Genomic DNA, 21,558 nt, shown 5'->3' with positions numbered 1-21,558 from the left:
TTCCCCCCCCCGGGCCCCCCCCCGCCCCCCCCCGGGGGGGCCCCCCCCCCGGGCCCCCGGGCCCCCCCCCCCCGGGGGCGCCCGGGGGGGGGGGGCCCCCCCCCCCCCCCCCCACCTGCGGGGCGCTCCGGACGCGCTCGGTGAGCACCGCCGCGGCGAGATCGCGACCGCGCTCACCGAGCTCGGCGACATCCGCCACCACTGGCTGGGCGGCCCCGGGCGCTGGCGCGATAGCGGCATGGCCGGGCTGGACAGCAACCACGAGGACGGGGTGTTCGCCGCCGCCGACCCGGTGGAGGTCACCCGGCAGATGGTCGCGCTGCTGCGCGCCGAACGTCCGCACGTCGCGATCACCTACGACGACTTCGGCGGCTACGGCCACCCCGACCACATCGCTGCGCACCGGGCGCTGATGAACGCGCTCGACCCGGCCGCCGACCCCGAGTTCGCCCCGGAGCTCGGCGCGGCCTGGCAGGTGCCGAAGGTGTACTGGACGGTGCTGCCCGACTCGTTCGCGGAACGCGTGCGGGAGGCCGGGATCACCGAGTTCAAGCCGAACACCATGCCCGACGAGGAGATCACCGCGGTGCTGGACGGCGCCGCGCACCACGAGGCGAAGCTGGCGGCGCTGCGCCACTACCGCAGCCAGGTGAACATCGACGAAGACGGCTTCTTCGCCCAGGTGGTGCGCCGCCCCGAGTTCGCCGTCGAGCACTTCCTGCTGGTGCGCGGCGAACGCGGTCCGGGCACCGGACCGCACGGCGCCGAGCAGGACCTGTTCGCCGGGCTCGCCTAGCGGTCCGCGGGGCGGCGGCCCCGCCGGGAGGTACGAGCCGCCGCCGGGATCGCCGCGCCGCGCGGCGATCTCCGCGGTTGCGCCGGTCGGCCGGGCCGCGTCGGTACGGTTGGCGGAGTCCACGGGCCACCTGGGGGGGAACGCGCATGACCGCACGGCAGCGTGTCGCGACGAGGACGTCATCCGCGCTGGCGCTGCGCGGCGTGGTGAAGCGCTACGGCGAGATCACCGCGGTGGACGGCCTCGACCTGACCGTCACCGCCGGGACCTGCCTGGGCCTGCTCGGGCCCAACGGTGCGGGCAAGTCCACCACGATGCGCTTGATCACCGCGCAGACCAGGGCGGACGCCGGGGAGATCGAGGTGCTCGGCTTCCGGGTCCCGCGCGAGTCGAAGCGGGCGCGCACCGCGATGGGCGTGGTGCCGCAGCTGGACAACCTGGACGAGGAGCTCACCGCCCGGCAGAACCTGGAGGTCTTCGCGCACCTGTACCGGGTGCCGCGGGCCGAGCGGGCGGCGGCGGTGCTGCGCGCGCTGGACCTCGCGCAGCTGCGCAAGCGGGCCGACACCAAGACCGACGAGCTCTCCGGCGGGATGCGCCGCAGGTTGCTCATCGCCCGCGGCCTGGTGCACTCGCCGCGGCTGGTGCTGCTCGACGAGCCGACGGTGGGCCTGGACCCGCAGGTGCGCCAGGAGCTGTGGGCGCTGATCGACGCGCTGCGCTCGGACGGCGTCACCGTGCTCATGTCGACGCACTACATCGAGGAGGCCGAGCGCCTCGCCGACGACGTGGCGGTGATGTCCGGGGGCCGCGTCATCGCCACCGGCACCCCCGACGAGCTGCGCCTGCAGCACGCGGGGCAGGACGTCGTCGAGTACTACGGCCCGCCCGCGCGGCTCGTCGAAGTGGAGACGATCACCCGCGAGGCCGGGCTCAGCACCCGGCGCACCGGGCCCGCCGTCTCGGTGCTGCGCGCCGAGCTGATGCCGGAGCCGGTGGCGGCGCGGCTCGGCACCGGGCACCGCCGGGTGAGCAACCTGGAGGACGTGTTCGTCTCGCTCACCGGGGAGGCAGTGGAATGAGCACCACGCCGCAGCGGCTGCGCACCTTCGAACTGGCCGCGTTCGCCGGGGTGTGGCGGCGGGAGCTGACGCTGTACCGCCGGTACTGGTTGTCCAGCACGTTCTCCTCGGTGGTGGAGCCGACGATCTACCTGCTGGCGTTCGGCTTCGGGCTCGGCTCGCTGATCGCGACCATCCGCGGGCTGCCCTACATCGAGTTCCTCGGCACCGGGGTGGTGGCGACGTCGGTGCTGTTCACCAGCGCGTTCGCCGGCATGTTCACCACGTTCGTGCGGCGCAAGTTCCAGCACTCCTACGACGCGATGCTCGCCGCGCCGGTCGACGTGCACGAGCTCGTCGCGGCCGAGGCGCTGTGGATCGCCACCAAGTCCGGGGTGTACGGGTGCGCCCCGCTGCTGGTGGCGATGGTGTTCGGGCTCGACCCGGCGCCGGGCATGCTGCTGGTGCCGCTGGTCGGGTTGATCACGGGGCTGGGGTTCGCGCTGTTCGGCATCTGGTGCTCGGCGGTGGTGCCGTCGATCGACTCGTTCAACTACATCGTGAGCGCGGTGATCACGCCGCTGTTCCTGGTCGCGGGCACGTTCTTCCCGATCGACCAGCTGCCGGGCTGGGCGGGGACGGTGGCCGCGTTCAACCCGCTGTACCACTGCGTGGAGCTGGTGCGGGACGCCTCGTTCGGCCTGCGCCCGGGCGTCGACCTGCTGCACGTGGGTGCGCTGCTGCTGTTCGCGGCGCTGATGTGGCTGCTCGCCTACACCGCGATGCGCCGCAGGCTCGTCGACTGAGTCCTGCCGCTGGACCGGCGCGCGGTCAGGTGCGTTCCGCGTAGGCGGTGATCAGCTGGGCCTCGGCGTCGGCGAGGTAGGTCTCCAGCGCGGTGGCCGCGGCCTCCAGCTCGCCAGCGGCGACCTGGTCGGCGATGGCGCGGTTGCGCTCCACGTAGCTCTCGTAGAAGCCGCGGGTGCGCTGCGGGTCGAGCCCGCCCCGCTCGTCGGTGGACATCACGTGGAACGCGAGCCGCAGCTCGGCGAGCAGCCCGGCCATCGCGTCGTTGGTGCGGGGGCTGTCGGCGAGCCCGACGAGCGCTTCGTGGAACCGCATGTTGGCGGTGCCGACCTCGCTCCAGTCGCCGTCGGCGGCGGCCTGCTCGCCGGCGCGCACCGCGCGGGCCACCGCGGTGACCAGTTCGCGCTTGGTGGTGGCGGCGTGGCGGACCGCGCCGACCTCGACGATGCGGCGCAGCCGGTACAGGTCGGCGACGTCGGCGCTGCTGGGTTTGCGCACCGCGACGCCCTTGTGCATCTCGTGCACCAGCAGCCGTTCGTGGCCGAGCAGCCGGAACGCCTCGCGCAGCGTGTTGCGGGAGACGCCGAGCGCGTCCTTCGCGCTGACCTCGGAGAGCTGGGTGCCGGGCGGCAGTTCGCCTTGGATGATGCGTTGCCGCAGCAGGTCGGTGACGCGCTCGACGGTGCTGGTCCGTTCGAGCAGGGACCGGTCCGCTGCCAGCCGGTCGACCCACTGCGCGCTGGTCATGCCTCTCCCGGGGTTGATCGGAAACCGCAGTGTATCCGCGGCGGCCCGCGGGCACGTCCGACGATCTGACGACACGCTACCGCAGGATTGTTGAACGATCGAACGTTGAACATGGGGAATGTAGGAACGCACTATTGATCCCTCGCCGAACGGCCCCTATCGTGGCGGCACCGCGCGGCCGGCGACCCGGCCGCCGGGGAAACCCCAGCGCAGCGGACGGCGGCGCGGCAGGCCGGAGGCCGGGAGGACACTGCATGAGCGGCACCACCACCAAGACCGGCGCCCACCGCGGCGCGCTGATCGGGGCGGTCTTCCTGATGGCCACCAGCGCCATCGGCCCCGGGTTCATCACCCAGACCACCGACTTCACCGTGCGGCTCGGCGCCGCGTTCGCCTTCGTGATCGTGCTGTCCGTGCTCATCGACATCGCGGTGCAGCTCAACGTGTGGCGCATCATCGGCGTCTCCGGCATGCGAGCCCAAGACCTCGGCAACGCGGTGCTGCCCGGATTGGGCTACGCGATCGCCGCGCTCGTCGTGTTCGGCGGGCTCGTGTTCAACATCGCCAACGTCTCCGGCACCGCGCTCGGCCTGGACGCCATGGTCGGGATGGACGCGAAGCTCGGCGGCGGGCTTTCCGCGCTGCTGGCCATCGGGATCTTCCTGAGCAAGCGGGCCGGGGTCGCGATGGACCGGATCGTGGTCGTGCTCGGCGTGCTCATGATCGCGCTGACCTGCTACGTCGCCGTCGTGTCCGACCCGCCGGTGGGGGAGGCGCTGAAGCAGGCGGTGCTGCCGGACCGGGTCGACTTCCTCGCCGTCACCACCCTCATCGGCGGCACCGTCGGCGGCTACATCACCTACGCGGGCGCGCACCGGCTCGTCGACGCCGGAGTCACCGGGCCGGAGCGGATCGTCGAGGTCAGCCGCGGATCGGTGCTGTCGCTGCTGGTCACCGGGGTGATGCGGGCGGTGCTGTTCCTCGCGGTGCTCGGCGTCGTCGCCGCGGGCGCCACCCTCGGTTCCGGCAACCCGACCGCGGAGGCGTTCCAGCACGCGGCCGGGGAGATCGGGCTCCGGCTGTTCGGGCTGATCATGTGGGCAGCGGCGATCACCTCGGTCGTCGGTGCCGCCTACACCTCGGTGTCGTTCGTGGTGACCTTCTCCCCGGCGCTGCAGCGGGCCCGCAGCTGGCTTGTCGTCGGGTTCATCGCGCTGTCCACCGTCGTGTTCCTGCTGCTGGACCAGGCACCGACGACGCTGCTGGTGCTGGCGGGCGCGCTCAACGGGCTGATCCTGCCGGTCGGGTTCGGCGTGCTGCTGTGGGTCGGGGCGCGGCGCCGGGACCTGCTCGGCGGGTACCGGTACCCGCGGTGGCTGCTGGTGATCGGCGTGCTGGCCTGGCTGCTGTCGTTGTACTTCGGGGTGAACTCGCTCGGCGCGATGGCGCAGCTGTGGCAGTGAATGGAGGGGACGTGCGCATCGACCTGAACTCGGACCTCGCCGAAGGTTTCGGCCGCTGGGAGCTCGGCGACGACGACGCGCTGCTGGGCGTGGTGACCAGCGCGAACGTGGCCTGCGGGTTCCACGCGGGGGACCCGGGGGTGATCCGCCGCGCCTGCGCGCGGGCCGCGGCCGGGAACGTGTCGGTCGGCGCCCAGGTCGGCTACCGGGACCTCGCCGGGTTCGGCCGCCGGTTCATCGACGTGCCGCCGCGCGAGCTCACCGACGAGGTGCTGTACCAGCTGGCCGCCCTCGACGGCCTCGCCCGCGTCGAAGGCACCGCGGTGCGGTACGTGAAACCGCACGGGGCGCTGTACAACGCCATCGTGCGCCACGAGGAGCAGGCCGCGGCCGTCGTCGAGGCCGTGACCGCCTACGATCCGCGGCTCGCGGTGCTCGGCCTGCCCGGCTCCAGCTTCCTGTCCCACGCCGCCGAGGCCGGGCTGACCACGTACCGGGAGGCGTTCGCCGACCGCGCCTACACGCCGGAGGGGACCCTGGTCTCCCGCCGCGAACCGGGCGCGGTGCTGCACGACCCGGAACTGATCGCGCGGCGCTGCCTGCGCATCGCCCGCGGCGAACCGATCGAGGCCGCCGACGGCGGCGAGATCACCGTGGCCGCCGACTCGATCTGCGTGCACGGCGACAGCCCCGGCGCGGTCGCCATCGCCGAGACCGTGCGGGACCGGCTGCGGGACGCCGGGATCGACCTCGCCCCCTTCGCCGCCGGCGGTGCGCGATGAGCGGACCGCGGGTGCTGCGCTGCGCCGACTCCGGGCTGCTGGTGGAACTGGACGACCTGCCCGCGGTGCAGGCGCTGCACGCCGCGCTGCGCGCCGACACCCCGCCCGGCGTCGTCGACCTGGTGCCCGCCGCCCGCACGCTGCTGCTGGCGCTCGACCCGGAGCGGGCCGACCCGGACGCCGTCGAGCGCGCCGTCCGCGAGGCCCGGCCCGGCGAACGCGGCGGCGACGAGGGCGGGCTGCTGCGGGTGCCGGTGGTCTACGACGGCGCCGACCTCGCCGCCGTCGCCGAGCTGACCGGGCTCACCGAACGTGACGTGGTGCGCGAGCACACCGGCAGCACCTGGACCGTCGCCTTCGGCGGGTTCGCCCCAGGGTTCGGCTACCTCACCGGGGGTTCCCCGAAGCTCGCCGTCCCGCGGCGGGGCGAATCGCGCACCCGGGTGCCCGCGGGCGCGGTCGGGCTCGCCGGGGAGTTCAGCGGCGTCTACCCGCGGGAATCGCCGGGCGGCTGGCAGCTCATCGGCCGCACCGACCTGGAGGTCTGGCGCACCGACCGGGAACCGCCCGCGCTGCTGCGGCCCGGCGTGCGCGTCCGGTTCGAGGAGGTCTCGTGATCGAGGTCGTCGCCCCGGGGCCGCTGGCGACCGTGCAGGACCTGGGCCGCCCCGGCCACGCGGGCATCGGGGTCGGCGTCTCCGGTGCCGCCGACCGGGGTGCGTTGCGGCTGGCGAACCGGCTCGTCGGCAACCCAGAGGGCGCCGCGGGCATCGAGACCACCTTCGGCGGGCTGGTGCTGCGGCCCGAACGGGACGTGACCGTCGCGGTCACCGGCGCGGACGGGCCGATCACCGTCGACGGCCGGGCCGAACCGGTGAACACCGTGCTGCGGGTCCGCGCGGGAGCGCTGCTGCGGCTCGGGACACCGGCGTGCGGGCTCCGCGGCTACGTGGCGGTGCGCGGTGGCATCGCCGTCGAACCGGTGCTGGGGTCCCGCGCCACCGACGTGCTCTCCGGGCTCGGGCCGCCGCGGCTGGCGGCGGGCACCCGGCTCCCGGTCGGGCCCGCGCCGCGGGAGTTCCCGGTGATCGACCAGGCCCCGGTGCGCGCCCGCGACGGGCAGCTGGTGCTCGACGTCGTGCCGGGGCCGCGCGCGGACTGGTTCACCGACCACGCGCTCGCGGCGCTGCTCGGCGCGGAGTTCGAGGTCAGCGCCGAGATCGACCGGGTCGGCATGCGCCTCGACGGTCCCGAGCTGACCCGGTGCCGCGACGACGAGCTGCCCAGCGAGGGCATGGCGCTCGGCTCGCTGCAGGTGCCGCCGTCCGGGCGCCCCACGCTGTTCCTCGCCGACCACCCGGTGACCGGCGGGTACCCGGTGATCGCGGTGCTGCTCGCCGCCGAGGTGGACCGCGCCGCCCAAGCCCGCCCCGGGCAGCGCATCCGATTCCGCCGAACCGAGAGGTGATCCCGATGCGACCAGCCGAGCTGACCCCGAGCCAGGCCAGGGCCGAGTTCCGCGCCGGCCTGCGCACCCCCACCGCGGGGTGTTCCGCCGGGTGGACGCAGGCCAACCTGCTGGTGCTGCCCCAGGCGCAGGCCTACGACTTCCTGCTGTTCGCCCAGCGCAACCCGCGGTCCTGTCCGGTGCTGGACGTCACCGAACCCGGCGAGACCGCGGCGTCGATCTTCGACGGCGATCTGCGCACCGACCTGCCCGCCTACCGGGTGTACCGGGACGGCGCGCTCGTCGAGGAGCTCGGCGACATCACCGGGTTGTGGCGGGACGACCTGGTGTCGTTCCTCATCGGCTGCAGCTTCACCTTCGAGGCCGCGCTGCTGGAGGCCGGCGTGCCCGTCCGGCACCTCGAACAGGGGCGCAACGTGCCGATGTACCGGACGAACCGCGAATGCCGCCCCGCCGGGAAGCTCTCCGGGCCGCTGGTCGTGTCGATGCGGCCGATCCCCGCCGAGCAGGTCGCCACCGCGGTCCGGGTGACGTCCCGCTACCCGGCGGTGCACGGGGCACCGGTGCACGTCGGCTCGCCCGGCGAGCTGGGGGTGCGGGACCTGGACGCGCCGGACTTCGGGGAAGCGGTGGAGGTGCGGCCGGGGGAGGTCCCGGTGTTCTGGGCCTGCGGGGTGACGCCGCAGGCGGCGGTGATGCGGTCCGCGCCGCCGCTGGCGATCGGCCACGCACCCGGGCACATGGCCATCACCGACGCGCGGGACTCCGACCACCTGGTGCCGTGATCTCCCCCGCCCGAGGAGAGGAGCGGGGGAGCACCGCGTGCTGCAACGCCGCCGCGGCCGCCGGTTGTTCCCCCGACGCCCGGTGACCCGGCCCACGTGCGCCGATTCCCTGTCGAGGCGTGCTCCGACGATCTAGGCTGGGGAGGTTCGCGAACCTGGGGGTGGGCGATGGGAACGCGTTCCGACGCGGACGGGCGACGAGGGCTGGTGGGGCCGGGAGCACCGGAGCTGCCGTCGATGGCGCGCGTGTGCGATCACCTGCTCGGCGGCACCGCGCACTTCGAGCTGGACCGCGAGTTCGCCGCGGACCTCGCACCGGTGCTGCCGAACCTGCCCGAGCACATCCGCGTGCTGCACGCGTTCCTCGGCCGCGCGGTGCGCCACCTCGCCGAGCGCGGCATCGACCAGTTCCTCGACCTCGGCACCGGGCTGCCCACCGTCGGTGACGTGCACGGCACCGCCCAGCGCGTCGACCCGGACGCGCGCGTCGCCTACGTCGACGCCGACCCGTTCACGGTGCGGCTGGCGGAGGCGCAGCTCGCCGGGGCGCGCGGGGTGACGGTGACCCGGGCCGACCTGTGCGAACCGGCGAGCGTGCTCACCGCGCCCGGCGTCACCGGCCTGCTCGACTTCACCCGGCCGGTGGCGGTGCTGGCGATGGCGGCGCTGCCGTTCATCACCGACGACGACGAGCTGTCCGGGGTGGTCGCCGCCTACCGGGACGCCTGCTCGGTGGGCAGTGCGCTCGTCGTCTCGCACCTGTCCGCGGTCACCGCCACGCCCGAGCAGGTCGACCGCTTCGGCGACGTGGCCGCCCGCATCGGCTGCCGGCCGGCCTGGCGCAGCGCCGACGCCTTCCGCGGCGTGTTCAACGGCTACGACCTCGCCGAGCCGGGCCTGGTGCAGACCGCCCGGTGGCGCCCCGAGCTCGGCGTCGAGGGCACCGGGCCCGGCGCGCAGGACGTGGACACCGTCTCGGCGGTGGGGCTGCTGGTGTCCCGGCCGGTGCCGACCGAACTGGCGCTGGTGCGCTGAACTCCTTTTCCGGCATTCCGCCGGAATGGTTTTCGGTTCGCCGAAACGTGTTTTCAGCCGGGGAGGCCGGTTGAATTCGCGTCCGCGATCTACCGGTGATGTGTTGATTGTTCCGGTGGAATGGGTAATCTGTGCGCCGGAAGGGGAGTAGCCCTCAATTCGCGATCGACATGCTGGCGCGACGACGCGCCCGGTCGCGGAGCCTCTCGAAGCGCAGGCGGGCGAGACCTTCGATCCGAAAGCACATCGGGTCGAGGCCGCGACGTGCCTGATCCCAGCCCCAGGAGAGGTGCATCCACCGTGTTCGCCAGTTTCGCCATCAGTTCCGCCGCCATCTTCGTGGCCGAACTCGGCGACAAGTCCCAGTTGATGGCGATGACGTTCGCCACCCGATTCCGGGCCTGGCAGGTGCTGCTCGGAATCACCATCGCCACGACCGTCGTGCACGCCGCTTCCGTCGCGCTCGGATTCGGCATGGGCGCATTGCTGCCGACCGAGTGGATCGGGCTCGTCGCCGGAATCGCGTTCCTCGGCTTCGCCGCTTGGACGTTGCGCGGTGACCACCTCACCGAGGCGGAGAAGAGCAAAGCGGGCCGCACCGCCCGCTCCGCGGTGATCGCGGTGACCCTCGCGTTCTTCCTCGCCGAGCTCGGCGACAAGACGATGCTGGCGACCGTCACGCTCGCCTCGCAGCACGACTGGCTCGGCACCTGGATCGGTTCGACGGTCGGCATGGTGCTGGCGGACGCGCTGGCCATCGGCGTCGGGCTGCTGCTCGGCAAGCACCTGCCCGAGCGCTTCATCCGCTACGGGGCGGCCGCCCTGTTCGCCGTCTTCGGCGTCTGGATGGTCGTCGAATCCACTTTCGGCCTGCTCTGACCGACCACGTGACCGGACCGCCCGTCCCGTTCCGGACGGGCGGTCCGGTCGTTCCCGCGGGTCAGCGGACGGGCTCGATGACCCGGACCCCGTGCAGGCGGCGGACGAAGTCGGGGCCGAACGCGGTGGACGGGGTGTGCGCGCCGGGGCGGACCCCGCCCGCGAGCAGGGCGGCGACCGTGCGCAGCACCGAGTCGACGGTGAACTCGTAGGTGTCCGGCCCGATCAGCGCCGCCGAGACCGAACGCCCGGCGTCGTCGGTGGCTTCCGCGTACACCTCCACCCAGTTCCGCGCCCGCTGCGCCGTGCCGGGGCCGCGCACCAGCGCACCGATCGCCGCCTTGCCGAGGCGCTGCGCCACCGGGTTCCCCAGCGCGGTGCGGCCGACGGCCGTCGCCCGCGGTCCCAGCCGGTTCAGGCCGGGCAGCCGGGTGTAGGTGGTGATGTTCGGGATGCCGGTGCTGCGGAACGCGGTGCTCACGTCGCCCCAGGGCAGCGAGGACACGGCGTGGCGACCGGACGGGAACGGCACTTCCCGGTGCCGCCAGCCCATCGGGACGGTGCGCAGCTCGCCGTCGATGCGGGCCCGCCCGCCGAGCGCGGCGCCCTCCAGCGCGCTCTTGAGCGTGCCGCCGCTGATCCCGCCGCTGGCCTGGAACGCGAGGTCCAGGGTGGTCGCGGTGGGCAGCGCGGCGGCGACCAGCGCGGCCAGGCAGTCGGTGGGCACCACGTCGAACCCGGATCCGGGCAGCAGCACCACGCCGGCCTTCGCCGCGTCCTCGTGCCGGGCGGCCACCGACTCGAACACGTCGATCTCGCCGGTGATGTCCACGTAGTGCGTGCCGGTAGCCAGGCACGCCGACACCATCGGCGCGGAGGTCGCCGAGAACGGGCCCGCGCAGTGCGCCACCAGGTCGACGTCGGCGAGCGCGGTCGTGGCGGCCCGCTCGTCACGCAGGTCGAACACGCGGTAGGGCAGGCCGAGCGGCGTGGCGACGCGCGCCACCTTCGCCGGGTCCCGCCCGGCCAGCACCGGGCGCTGCCCCCGGTCGACGGCGCGCTCCGCGATGAGCCGCCCCGTGTAGCCGGTCGCACCGTAGATCATCCAGGTCACGCGAGCCTCCCGAGCGTCGTCCCCGTACAACGAGAACTGTCCGGTCCCGTAACGGGTTGCCTCCCCATCCTGACGGTCCCCGGTCCGCCGAGTGCGCGGCACCTCCGCTGGACCGGCCGGGTGCACGGCCCGTTCGTCCAACGGGGTCGGGCGAACGCGCCGGGGAGGAGCCCGCGGCGGCTCGCGGAGCCCGGCACCGGGAACGCCGGGAGGTCGGCGGCGACGGGTCGCCGCCTGTTGTCATCGCGGCGGTCGGCGTGGTCGATTGATCGGAGCCGAGCAGGAGGTGGCGCCCGTGGCCGAGCGCAGACCGACGATCTACGACGTGGCGCGGCGCTGCGGCGTCGCCGCGTCCACCGTGTCCCGCGCGTTCGGCAATCCGTCGCGGGTCAGCGCCACGACCCGCAACCTGGTCCGGGCCGCGGCGGCGGAGATCGGGTACGAGCCGCGCCCGCTGGCCAGGGCCGAAGCGCCCGGCCGGTCCCGCACGTTGATGCTGGTCGTCACGGACATCGCCAACCCCTACTACGCCGGGTTGATCAAGGCCGCGCAGTCCCGCGCCATCGAGCGGCACTACGCGCTGGCGCTCACCGACAGCGACGAGTCGCCGCAGGTGGAGGCCGGGAACCTGCGGCACCTGCTGGCGAATTCGACCGGCGGGATCCTCGCCACCTCCCGGCTCGCCGACGACTCGGTGCGGCAGCTGGCGCGGCACCGGCCGCTGGTGATGGTGAACCGGGTGATCGAGGGCCTGCCGAGCCTGGTGGTGGACACCGCGGCCGGGATGCGCACCGCGGTCCGCCACCTCGCCGCGTTCGGGCACCGGCGCATCGCCTACCTGTCCGGCCCGCGCAATTCGTGGATCAACGGGCAGCGCTGGGGGGCGGTGCACGCCGAAGCCGCGTCCCTGGGCCTGCGGTCGTCGTTCCTCGGGCCGCACCCGCCGACCAGGGAGGGCGGCCGGGACGCGGCGGAGGCGTTCGTCCTGGACGGGGCCACCGCGGCCATCGCCTACAACGACCTCGTCGCCATCGGTGCGATGCAGCGTCTGCAGGTCATGGGTCTGCGGTTGCCGGAGGACCGCAGCGTCGTCGGGTGCGACGACATCTTCGGCGCCGACCTGGTGGTGCCCGGGCTGACCACCATCGCGGGGCCCGCCGAGCAGGTCGGCGGTTGCGCGGTCGACGCGGTGCACGCCGAGCTGACCGGCGGCGGCACCCGGTCCAGGACGTTCGACGCGCACCTCGTGGTCCGCGGCTCCACCGGTCCGGCAACCGATGGCAACTAGTTGTCCGGGGCGCGGCCCGCGGCCGATTCTGCGGGCATGGCCAGTGGTTCCACTTCATCGGCGGCGATGCCGCTCGCGCCGCACCCTGATCGGCTGCTGCCGAGCGATCCGGTGCAACGGCCCATCGCCCGGCGCCTCTACGAGCACGTCCGCGACCTGCCGCTGATCAGCCCGCACGGGCACGTCGACCCCGAGCTGCTCGCGGCGGACCGGCCGTTCGCCGATCCGGCGGCGCTGCTGGTCACGCCCGATCACTACGTGACGCGGCTGCTGCACGCCCACGGCGTCCCGCTGCACGAGTGCGGGCTCCCCGGTGGTCCGGCGGAACCGGCGCCACCGCGCGAGGTGTGGCGGGCGTTCTGCTCGCACTGGCACCTGTTCCTCGGCACCGCGTCCCGGCAGTGGCTGGAAGCGGAGCTGCACGACGTGCTGGGCGTGGCGGTCCAGCCCGCGGCGGAGACCGCCGACGCGCTGTTCGACGAGCTCACCGAACGACTGGCCCGCCCCGAGCTGCGGCCGCGCGCGCTGTACCGCTCGTTCGGGATCGAGGTGCTGGCCACCACCGACGATCCGGCCGACGATCTGCGCCACCACCGCGCGCTCGCCGAGGACCCGAGCTGGCAGGGCCGGGTGGTGCCGACGTTCCGCCCGGACCGCTACCTCGACGCGACCCGCCCGGACTGGCCCGCGGCGCTGGACCGGCTGGCCGAGGTCAGCGGCATCGACACCGGCGACTACCGCGGCCTGGTCCGGGCATTGGAGGCGCGGCGCGAGTTCTTCCGCGCGCACGGCGCCACCGCGACCGACCACGGCGCCCCGGACCCGCGCATGGAGTTCCTGCCGGAGCACGAGGCCTCCCGGCTGTTCGGCGAGGTGCGCGCCGGCCGCGGCGACGCGGCGCTGCTGTCGCGCCAGCTGCTCGGCGAGATGGCCCGGATGTCCAGCGAGGACGGCCTGGTGCTGGTACTGCACACCGGGAGCCTGCGCAACCACCACCCGGAGACCTTCGCCCGCTACGGCCCCGACACCGGCCACGACATCCCCACCCGCGCGGAGTTCACCGAGTCGCTGCGCCCGATGCTGCGGCGGTTCGGCACCGATCCGCGGTTCCGGACCGTGCTGTGCACGCTCGACGAGACGGTGTTCTCCCGCGAGCTCGCGCCGATCGCCGGGTTCTACCCGTCGGTGTACCTGGGCGCGCCGTGGTGGTTCCTGGACGCGCCGCGCGCGATGCGGCGGTTCCGGGACGCCGTCACCGAGACGGCCGGTTTCCACCGCACCGCCGGATTCATCGACGACACCCGGGGTTTCTGCTCCATCCCCGCCCGGCACGACACCGCGCGCCGGGTGGACGCCGGGCACCTGGCCTCGCTCGTCGCGGAGCACGTGCTCGGCGAGGACGACGCCGCGCAGGTCCTGCGCGACCTCAACGACCGCCAGCCCCGAACCGCCTTCCGGTTGTGATCGTGCTGCTGAACCGGGACGCCGAGCCCGCCCCCGTCCGCGCCGTGCACCTGGGGCTCGGCGGGTTCCACCGCGCGCACCAGGCCGTCTACACCGCCGCCGATCCGGAGTGGGGCATCGCCGCCTACACGTTCCGCAGCACCGAGCTGCCCGCGGCGCTCACGGCGCAGGGCGGGATGTACTCGCTGCTGGTGCGCGGTGCGGACGAACCGGTGCGCACCGTCGGCTCGATCAGCCGCGCGCACGCGGGAGCGGAGGCGGACCAGTGGCTCGCCGACCTCGCCGCGCCCGAGGTGGCGGTGGTGACGCTCACCGTGACGGAGGCGGCCTACCGGGTGCCGCCGCCGGGTCAGGACTCCGCGATCTCCCGGCTGGTAGCGGGATTGCGGGCGCGGTTCCGCGCCTCCGCCGCACCGATCACTTTGGTGCCCTGCGACAACGTGCCGGACAACGGCGCGGTGCTGCGTTCGGTGCTGCGCGAGGCGGCGGCGGATGGCGACGCGGCGTTCGCGGCATGGCTGGAAGCCGGGGTGTCGGTCGTGAGCACCGTGGTGGACCGGATCACGCCCGCCACCACACCCGCCGACGTGCGGGCCGTGCACGAGCTGGGCGGGATCCGCGACGCGGTGCCGGTGGTGACCGAGCCGTACGCGGAATGGCTGCTGGCGGGCGACTTCCCCGGCGGGCGGCCGCGCGGGGGCGGGGGGGGCGCGCGGCCGCTCGACTCCGTCGACGACTACCAGCGGCGGAAGTTGTGGCTGCTCAACGGCGCGCACAGCCTGCTCGCCTACGCCGCGCCGGGCCGCGGCCGGGCCACGGTGCGGGAGGCGATGGACGATCCCGTGCTCGCGGGGCTGATCGAGTCGTGGTGGGACACCGCCGCGCGGCACCTGCCGCTGCCCGCCGCGGAACTCGACGAGTACCGGGCCGCGCTGCGGCGGCGCTTCGCGGCACCGGGCGTCGAGCACCGGTTGCGGCAGATCGCGGTGGACGGTTCGCAGAAGATCCCGGCGCGCGTCCTGCCGGTGCTGCACCGCGAACGCGGCGCCGGTCGGCTGCCGGAGGCCGCGGTGGTGGTGCTCGCCGCGTGGATCGCCCACCTCCGCGGCGGTGCCGTCCGCGATCCGAGGTCCGCGGACCTCGTACCGGCGGCGCGTTCCGGCGCCCGCGCGGTGCTCGCGGCCCTCGACGCGGACCTGGCCTCGGACGACGAGCTGATCGCGGCGATCGACGCCGAGGTCCCGGGCACCGCCGGCGACGAGCCCTAGCGGCGTGCGCGCCGGCGGACCGTTGCCCGCGACCCCGTGGCAAGTAGTGGCAACCGATTGCCGCGGATGTCCCGCCTCCCTAGCTTGAACGCACTCCGCACCGCCCGAGAGCCGCGCCGGCGGCGAACCCCCACAACGACGTGAGAGCGGGATTCCTCCGGCCAGGGAAGGGACACCACATGCACCCGTTGGACTGGGTGATCATCGCAGGGTATCTGCTGATCATGCTGGCGATCGGTGTCTGGGCGCATCGCCAGGTCGCCGACACCGCGGACTTCTTCACGGCGGGCGGCCGGATGCCGTGGTGGCTGGCCGGGATCTCGCACCACATGTCCGGCTACAGCGCCGTCGTGTTCGTCGCCTACGCCGGGGTCGCCTACGACCAGGGCATCGTGTCCTACGTCGTGTTCATGTTCCCGCTGGCCGTCGCGACCGGCATCGGGGCTTTCCTGTTCGCCCCCAAGTGGAACCGGCTGCGCACGCACTACCGCATCGCCTCCCCGCTGGAGTACCTCGCCCGGCGGTTCAACGTGCCCACCCAGCAGGTGCTGGCGTGGAGCGGTTCGCTGCTGAAGGTGTTCGACGTGGCGGCCAAGTGGTCGGCGATCGCGTTGCTGCTCAACAAGTTCGTCGGCATCCCGCTCGGCTGGGGCATCGTGATCACCGCGGCGGTGACGCTGGTGTACTGCACCGCGGGCGGGTTGTGGGCCGACGCGCTCACCGAGCTGGGGCAGTTCGTGATCCAGGGGGTCGCGGCGTTCGCGATGATCGGTGCGGTCGGCATCGCCTTGGCGGACCGGGGGTTCAGCTACGCGAACTTCTGGTCCGCGTTACCGGCGGGCCACACCTCGCCGACCACGAGCAGCTATCCGGCGTACTTCCTGCTGGTGTACGTGCTGGTGAAGACGTTCGAGTACAACGGCGGCATGTGGAACCTGGCGCAGCGCTACATCGCCACCCCCACCTCGGCGGCGGCGCGGCGCACGGCGCTGCTGTCCAGCGCGCTCTACCTGGTGTGGCCCGTCGTGCTGATGCTGCCGATGTTCGCGGCGCCGTTGCTGGTGCGGGTGGAGAACTCCGAGGACGTCTACGCCGAGATGGCCTTGCAGTTCCTGCCCGCCGGGCTGCTGGGGCTGGTGCTGGTCGGCGTCTTCTCGCACACGATGGCGATGGCCGCGTCCGACGCCACCGCGATCTCGGCGGTGATGACCCGCGACGTGCTGCCGCGGGTGTGGCGCCGTGCCGGGGAGTTCACCGACGAGCAGTTCCTGCGGGCGGGCCGGGTGCTCACGGTGGTGTTCGTGTTCCTCAGCGTGGTGCTCGCGCTGAACGCGGAGAACCTCGGCGGCGTGCTGGGCATCATCGTCGCCTGGGTGGGCGCGCTGATCGGGCCGATCTCGATCCCGATGATGCTGGGGATGCTGCGGCCGTTCCGGCACGTCGGGCCCACCGCCGCGCTGAGCTCCTGGGCGGGCGGACTGCTCACCTTCGCGCTCGCGAAGTACGCGTTGGGGCTGTCCGAGGCGATCACGGTGGTCTCGCCGGTGCTCGTGTCGTTGCTGCTGTTCGTGGCGGTCGGCGCCTGGTACCGGGATGCTCCGCCCGCGGCGGAGGAGATCGCCGAGGCGCTCACCCGCGATCCGGAGCCGGAGCCCGCCGCGACGTGAGCCCGCGGCGGCCGCGCGGGGTTCGGCGTTCGCGGCCGCTCGAACGCGGGTCACGGTTGCGATCGGGGCCGGGAGCGCGCGCCCCGGCCCGACACCGGTGCGAGCGCACCGATCGACAGCGACGCACCCACCCGGAGGAGCACCGGGCGACGGAGCCGTCCATCCGCGAGGCGGCCGGTGGCTCAGGCGGCGCCGGGGCCGGTCGCGCGGTGCGGGCGGCGGGTGCGGGCGCTGATCGTCTCGACGTGCCCGTCGGTGCCGGTGACGTGCGCGGGGCCGGTGACGGCGTCGCCGAGCGAGGTGCGCAGCGCCCGCGCGGCGAGCTGCCTGCGCACCGAGCGCGGCGAGAGCTCCGCCAGCAACCAGGCGATGGCGGGCGGCAGCACCCGCGGCAGCCGTTCCCGCGCGCAGTGCCCGGTGCCGGGCACCAGCCAGACCTCCGCCTCCGGCCGGTCGGCGAGCGCGATGGTGTCCCGCAGCGGCACGTACGGGTCGCCGGTGCCGTTGATCGCCAGCAGCGGGGCCGCGGACCGGGTGCTGAGCAGGCCCTGCCTGCGCAGCGAGAACTCCAGGGAGAACCGGTCGGCTTCGGCCCGCCCGGGCAGCTCGGCCAGGTGCAGCGCGTTGCCGACGGACCCGGCCATGCCGTGCGGCAGCCCGAGCACGTCGACGGCGGAGCCGCACGCCCCGATCGGCCCGCCGAGGTCGATGGCGGCGTCGACCCTGCCGGTGAGCGCGAGCTTCGCCGCCCAGTGCCCGCCGAAGCTCAGGCCGAGCACCGCGGTCTTCGCGCACCGGGTGCGGTCGGCGAGCTGCCGGGCGGTGCCCGCGAGCAGCAGGTCGGCGTCGGCGGCCAGCGGCACCCGGGACTCGCCGGTGCCGGGCATGTCGACGGCGGCGACGGTGAGCCCGCTGACCAGCGAGATGCGCAGCGCCATCCGGTGCAGCTCGACCTTCCAGGTGTCGACGCCGCCGCAGAGCAGCAGCAGCTGGTCGCTCACGCCGCGGCGCCGCCGGTAGACGTGCGCGGTGACGCGGGTGGACCGCTGCCGGTAGGGGACGTCGAGCTGGTAGCGCCGGAACGCGACGGGCAGGTTCGCGGTGGCGTGCCGGAAGCAGTCCAGCTGGCGGGCGTAGGCCTCCCGCCGGTCCGCGGTGGCGAGGCAGGGGAACCGGGCGGCGCCCCAGCAGGCGGCGGCGCGCGCCCAGTCCTGCTCGATCTCGGCGCGCCGGGCCTCCTCCGCCCAGACCGGGGCCCAGCCGGTGCGGCCGCGCCCCCACACGTCGTCGACGCGGTGCCGGACGCGGGCGATCACCGCCGTCGGCACGCCCCAGCTTCGGAAGTTCCGAGCACGCTCGGTGAACAGATCCGCTGGTTCCACGGGAAAGGTGAACATGGCCGCCTCCGTCGGCTCCGGGTGGGCTTGTCCGGTCCAGGAGGGTGGGTGGACCGGTGCCGCGAGCCTTGCTCCGATGGTCCCGCGCCAGGTGGGACCGTCCAAGCGCCGCGGCCGCACACTACCCGAAAGAACGTGCGCGAACGTGCGTCGATCTTGAAAACCCGCGCGTCCTCCCCCGTTCGAGAGCCCTTCCCGCCCCCACGAATCGATTACGCAACGTTACGTGAACACCGCAAAGCCGATCACCGCCCCCGGCATCTTCCTCCTGTCAGCGGCGAAGCCGCTGAGCGGCGACCCAGCAAGCAACCGGACCACCCGCGGGTTCTCAGCTGCCCTCTCGCGAGGACAGCTTTTCCCTCGTGGCGGAGCCACTTGGAAAAAGATCCCGCGAGCGAGAAGGCAGCTGAGGTTCCGCCACCCGCTCAGCGAGCAGCAGCAGGCAGATCAGCCCTCCGGGTAGTGCCAGTTCGAGCCGGTGCCGCGGTACTGCTCCACCGGGATCGGCGCCACGTCCGGCCGCAGGTGGTCGCTGCACAGCACCCCGTAGAGGTGGTCCACCTCGTGCGCCACCAGCCGCGCCACGCCCCGCTCGAAGATCGTGATCCGGCGTTCCCCGGTGATGTCCTGGTGCTCCACGTGCACCACCGCCGGGCGCGGCACGAGGCAGCGCACGTCGAAGAAGCTCAAGCACCCCTCGTACTGCTCGTCGCCCTGCTCGCCGGATTCGATGACGCGCGGGTTCAGCAACGTGATCAGGTCGTCGCTGCCGGGCGGGCGGACGATGGCCGCGGCCCGCTCGATGCCGATCTGCGGCGCCGCGATGCCCATGCCCTTGCCGAAGGTGTGCGCCTTCGAGATGCGCTGCGTCGCCGAGTGCAGCTCGTTGATCACGCGGCGGGCGTCCTCCGCCTCGGCAGGCAGCGTGAACGGCCGTGCCGAACGGCGCAGCATCGGATCGCCCTCCTGCACGATGCCGAGCGCGGTCATGGTCTCGCTGGGTTTCGGCGGCCCGGACGGCGCGGTGGGGGAGTCGTTGCGGAAGTGCCACTCCAGCCGGTACCGCGCGTGCAGCGGCGGATCTTCGGTGGACCACGCGTAGATCGTGCGGCCCTGCTCGTGGCGGGTTTCGATCGCGGTGTGGAACGGCATGGATTCCGCGGTCATCGAGGTGTGCAGGCCCCACACCGCGGGGTCCAGCTCGGTGGGGAAGTTCAACGTCACCGATAACCGCGTCGTGGGCAGCCGCACGGCCCGCCGGAACCAGTGGCCCCACTTGTCGTCGCTGACGGTGTAGGTGTACTCGATCCACGCGCTTTCCCCGGGATACAGGGGGAATCGGCCCGAGTCGTTCGCGAAGAGCAGCCACACCTCCTTGAACGCGTCCCGGTCGTGCTGCACGCTCCAGCGCATCGGTTCCTGGCGCTTCTCCCCGTGCCAGGCCTGGAGGTCGATCTCCTCCCACGTCAGCGGATTGTCCCGGTACAGCCGGTTGGAGCGTTCGGGGTCGCCGGGGAACCGGTCCACCGAGACGCGGATCAGGTAGCGGGTGATCGGCTCGGTGCCGTTGTTGACCAGATGTCGCCGCATGGTGGCGCGGTAGGAACCGTTGACGTAGAACAGTTCCGCGTGATCGTGCTCGACCACCAGCCCGCCCGCGGGTTCGATGGCCGGGGCGGCGTGCTGGGGCGGGCTGGGCTTGCGCGGAGCGGGAACCGCGTTCTGCTCCCGCCAGGCGCGCCGCAGCGAGCCGCCCGCGTTCAACGCGCCGTCGGCGGCCTGCGCGAACTCGCGGGAGGCGTGCTCCCCGCCGCTCTCGACCTTCGACACGTACGACCGGCTGTAGCCCATCTCCCGGGCCAGCGCGGATCTGGAGAGGCCGCGAACGTCGCGCCAGCGCCGGAATTCGGCGACGAACGCGTCTTGTTCGGCTGCGGCGTCCAGGTCCGCTTTCGCCTGGCCGGTCATGGTCACCATCCCCATCGTGTCCGGCGTGCGTGTGCGTGAGCTCACCGTGAGCGAGCGCTCAGCCTACGCACACTCCCGGGGCGTGCGATCCCCTTGAGTCGAGGTTCTCCGACGGCGACGGCACGTTTCACACAGATGGCGGGTAGCTGAGCGAAAAATGTCCCCAGAAGTCTTCGCACGCACAACTATTTCGCGCCTTCCGGCCCCGTTCCCGCGGCGCGGACCCGAAGGATCTGATCATGTGAGCAGCCCCTTGGCGATCCACGGCGGTCCCCCCGTGGTGCGGACCGCAGGCCCGCAGATCTCCTGGCCGCCGGTGGACATCAACACCGCGGTCGCGGTCACCGCGCAGCTCTACAGCGCGGTGTCGCTGCCCGGCCGCACCGGGATCATCGCCGAGCTGGAGGGGAAGCTGGCCGAGTTCTTCGGCGTGCGGCACGCGGTCGCCACCTCGTCCGGGACGGCCGCGCTGCACGCCGCGTACTCGGCGCTGGGGCTGGCCGAGGGCGACGAGGTGATCGTGCCCGCCTACACCGCGCACCCCACCGCGACGCCGCTGTTCCACCTGCGGGTCAAACCGGTGCTGGTCGACTGCGACGAGCTGGGCAACATCGATCCGCTGCAGGTGGAAGCGGCGATCACGCCGTTCACCAAGGCGATCGTGGCCACCCACCTGTGGGGCGTGCCCGCCCGGATCGAGGCGCTCGCGGAGATCGCCGAGCGGCGCGGGCTGCGGCTGGTGGAGGACGGCTCGCACGCGCACGGTGCCGCGGTCGGCGGGCGGCGCGTCGGCACCTTCGGGGACGTGGCGGCGTTCAGCATGGGCGGGTCGAAGCCGCTGTCGGCGGGGGAGGGCGGGTTCGTGCTCACCGACGTCGACGACCTGCACCACCGGGTGCTGCTGCACGGCCAGGACGGCGCCAGGTGCCGCGGCGAGATCCCCATCGACCACCCGCTGCGCCGCTACGTCGTCACCGGGACCGGGCTGGCGCAGCGGATCCACCCGCTGGCGGCGGCGCTCGCGCTGGGCCAGCTCGACGAGCTGGACCGCAGGCTCGGCGGGCGGCGGCAGCTGGCCGCGCACATGATCGCGGAGCTGCGCGGGTTGCCCGGCATCGGTGTGCCGGAGGTGCCGGCGCGGGTGGCGCCCGCCTGGTACGCGCTGGCGCTGGTCCACCGGCCGGAGGAGCTGGGCGGGCTGCCGGTGGACGCGCTCGTCGCCGCGCTGCGCGCCGAGGGCTGCCTGGAGGTGGACCACCCGCGGGCGCCGCGGCCGCTGAACGAGCACCCGCTGTTCGACGCGCCGAACCGGATGTTCCCGAACCTGCCGGAGGGGTGGCCGCGCTACCGCGCCGGGCAGTACCCGCGGGCCGAGCGCAGGCACCGCAACACCCTCACCGTCACCGTCCCGCACGACGACCCGGCCTTGGCGGAGGGCTACGTCCGCGCCTTCCGGAAGGTCGTCACCCACCACCGCACGCTGATCGAACCCACCTGATCGCCGGCGTCCGCTCCCGTGGCTCGGGCGCGGGCATTGCCCCGCCCCCACTTCCGCCGCGCAGCACCAGG

Annotated in this window: 18 protein-coding genes and 1 pseudogene; 15 read left to right on the top strand and 4 right to left on the bottom strand. The window is 73.6% G+C overall.

Going from position 1 to position 21,558, the window contains the following annotated elements; genetic code table 11:
- Positions 1-112: 112 nt before the first annotated feature.
- The 3 genes and pseudogenes from LCD35_RS10390 to LCD35_RS10380 form a co-directional block, all read left to right on the top strand.
- A pseudogene (locus LCD35_RS10390) lies at positions 113-796 on the top strand (PIG-L family deacetylase); the annotation flags it as partial.
- A 146-nt stretch (positions 797-942) separates the two neighbouring features.
- The gene (locus tag LCD35_RS10385) at positions 943-1,878 is read left to right on the top strand and encodes an ABC transporter ATP-binding protein (protein ID WP_224956132.1); all 936 of its coding nucleotides are present in this window, start codon (positions 943-945) and stop codon (positions 1,876-1,878) included.
- A complete protein-coding gene (locus LCD35_RS10380) occupies positions 1,875-2,663 on the top strand; it encodes an ABC transporter permease (RefSeq protein WP_224956133.1) in 789 nt (262 codons plus the stop codon). Before LCD35_RS10385 ends, LCD35_RS10380 begins: the two co-directional genes overlap by 4 nt.
- Positions 2,664-2,688: 25 nt before the next feature.
- On the opposite strand, the gene LCD35_RS10375 is transcribed toward LCD35_RS10380, so the two are convergent.
- Entirely contained in the window at positions 2,689-3,411 is a 723-nt protein-coding gene (locus tag LCD35_RS10375; protein WP_224956134.1) for a GntR family transcriptional regulator, read from the bottom strand.
- A 254-nt stretch (positions 3,412-3,665) separates the two neighbouring features.
- Here LCD35_RS10375 and LCD35_RS10370 point away from each other — a divergent pair, with 254 nt between their 5' ends.
- The 7 genes from LCD35_RS10370 (at position 3,666) to LCD35_RS10340 (ending at position 9,823) form a co-directional block, all read left to right on the top strand.
- Positions 3,666-4,874: an NRAMP family divalent metal transporter gene (locus LCD35_RS10370; RefSeq protein WP_224956135.1), complete on the top strand. Its 1,209-nt coding sequence runs from the start codon at positions 3,666-3,668 to the stop codon at positions 4,872-4,874.
- 17 nt (positions 4,875-4,891) lie between these two features.
- Positions 4,892-5,656 (top strand): LamB/YcsF family protein, encoded by a 765-nt coding sequence (locus LCD35_RS10365; protein WP_224956142.1) that lies wholly within the window; start codon positions 4,892-4,894, stop codon positions 5,654-5,656.
- A complete protein-coding gene (locus tag LCD35_RS10360; RefSeq protein ID WP_224956136.1) occupies positions 5,653-6,273 on the top strand; it encodes an allophanate hydrolase subunit 1 in 621 nt (206 codons plus the stop codon). The genes LCD35_RS10365 and LCD35_RS10360 overlap by 4 nt, the downstream gene beginning before the upstream one ends.
- A complete protein-coding gene (locus LCD35_RS10355; protein WP_224956137.1) occupies positions 6,270-7,124 on the top strand; it encodes a biotin-dependent carboxyltransferase family protein in 855 nt (284 codons plus the stop codon). Before LCD35_RS10360 ends, LCD35_RS10355 begins: the two co-directional genes overlap by 4 nt.
- 20 nt (positions 7,125-7,144) lie before the next feature.
- On the top strand, positions 7,145-7,909 hold the full coding sequence (locus tag LCD35_RS10350) for a putative hydro-lyase (RefSeq protein WP_224956143.1): 765 nt from the start codon (positions 7,145-7,147) through the stop codon (positions 7,907-7,909).
- A 168-nt stretch (positions 7,910-8,077) separates the two neighbouring features.
- Entirely contained in the window at positions 8,078-8,944 is an 867-nt protein-coding gene (locus LCD35_RS10345; RefSeq protein WP_224956138.1) for an SAM-dependent methyltransferase, read from the top strand.
- A 300-nt stretch (positions 8,945-9,244) separates the two neighbouring features.
- Positions 9,245-9,823: a TMEM165/GDT1 family protein gene (locus LCD35_RS10340; protein WP_224956139.1), complete on the top strand. Its 579-nt coding sequence runs from the start codon at positions 9,245-9,247 to the stop codon at positions 9,821-9,823.
- A 61-nt stretch (positions 9,824-9,884) separates the two neighbouring features.
- On the opposite strand, the gene LCD35_RS10335 is transcribed toward LCD35_RS10340, so the two are convergent.
- The gene (locus LCD35_RS10335; RefSeq protein ID WP_224956144.1) at positions 9,885-10,928 is read right to left on the bottom strand and encodes a trans-acting enoyl reductase family protein; all 1,044 of its coding nucleotides are present in this window, start codon (positions 10,926-10,928) and stop codon (positions 9,885-9,887) included.
- Between the two features lie 304 nt (positions 10,929-11,232).
- Between LCD35_RS10335 and LCD35_RS10330 the strand changes: the two genes are divergently transcribed.
- From LCD35_RS10330 to LCD35_RS10315, 4 genes are all read left to right on the top strand, one after another.
- Complete coding sequence (locus LCD35_RS10330; protein WP_224956140.1) at positions 11,233-12,225, top strand: LacI family DNA-binding transcriptional regulator; 993 nt, start codon at positions 11,233-11,235, stop codon at positions 12,223-12,225.
- A 36-nt stretch (positions 12,226-12,261) separates the two neighbouring features.
- The gene (gene uxaC, locus LCD35_RS10325) at positions 12,262-13,689 is read left to right on the top strand and encodes a glucuronate isomerase (RefSeq protein WP_225044096.1); all 1,428 of its coding nucleotides are present in this window, start codon (positions 12,262-12,264) and stop codon (positions 13,687-13,689) included.
- A 2-nt stretch (positions 13,690-13,691) separates the two neighbouring features.
- Complete coding sequence (locus LCD35_RS10320; protein WP_225044095.1) at positions 13,692-14,957, top strand: mannitol dehydrogenase family protein; 1,266 nt, start codon at positions 13,692-13,694, stop codon at positions 14,955-14,957.
- Positions 14,958-15,136: 179 nt separating this feature from the next.
- Positions 15,137-16,624, top strand: a complete 1,488-nt coding sequence (locus LCD35_RS10315; protein ID WP_225044094.1) for a sodium:solute symporter family protein — start codon at positions 15,137-15,139, stop codon at positions 16,622-16,624.
- Between the two features lie 182 nt (positions 16,625-16,806).
- On the opposite strand, the gene LCD35_RS10310 is transcribed toward LCD35_RS10315, so the two are convergent.
- Together LCD35_RS10310 and LCD35_RS10305 are read right to left on the bottom strand one after the other, a co-directional pair.
- The gene (locus LCD35_RS10310; protein WP_225044093.1) at positions 16,807-18,021 is read right to left on the bottom strand and encodes an alpha/beta hydrolase; all 1,215 of its coding nucleotides are present in this window, start codon (positions 18,019-18,021) and stop codon (positions 16,807-16,809) included.
- A 447-nt stretch (positions 18,022-18,468) separates the two neighbouring features.
- The gene (locus LCD35_RS10305) at positions 18,469-19,989 is read right to left on the bottom strand and encodes a peptide deformylase (RefSeq protein WP_225044098.1); all 1,521 of its coding nucleotides are present in this window, start codon (positions 19,987-19,989) and stop codon (positions 18,469-18,471) included.
- Positions 19,990-20,230: 241 nt separating this feature from the next.
- On the opposite strand from LCD35_RS10305, the gene LCD35_RS10300 reads away from it, so the two are divergent.
- Positions 20,231-21,487 carry an aminotransferase class I/II-fold pyridoxal phosphate-dependent enzyme gene (locus LCD35_RS10300; RefSeq protein WP_224977517.1) on the top strand — a complete coding sequence of 419 codons (1,257 nt, stop codon included), beginning with the start codon at positions 20,231-20,233 and terminating at the stop codon, positions 21,485-21,487.
- Positions 21,488-21,558: the final 71 nt, after the last annotated feature.

It is taken from the genome of Saccharopolyspora sp. 6V (assembly GCF_020176785.1).
Lineage (GTDB): Bacteria > Actinomycetota > Actinomycetes > Mycobacteriales > Pseudonocardiaceae > Saccharopolyspora_C > Saccharopolyspora_C gregorii.
This window is presented reverse-complemented; position numbering and strand designations above follow the sequence as displayed.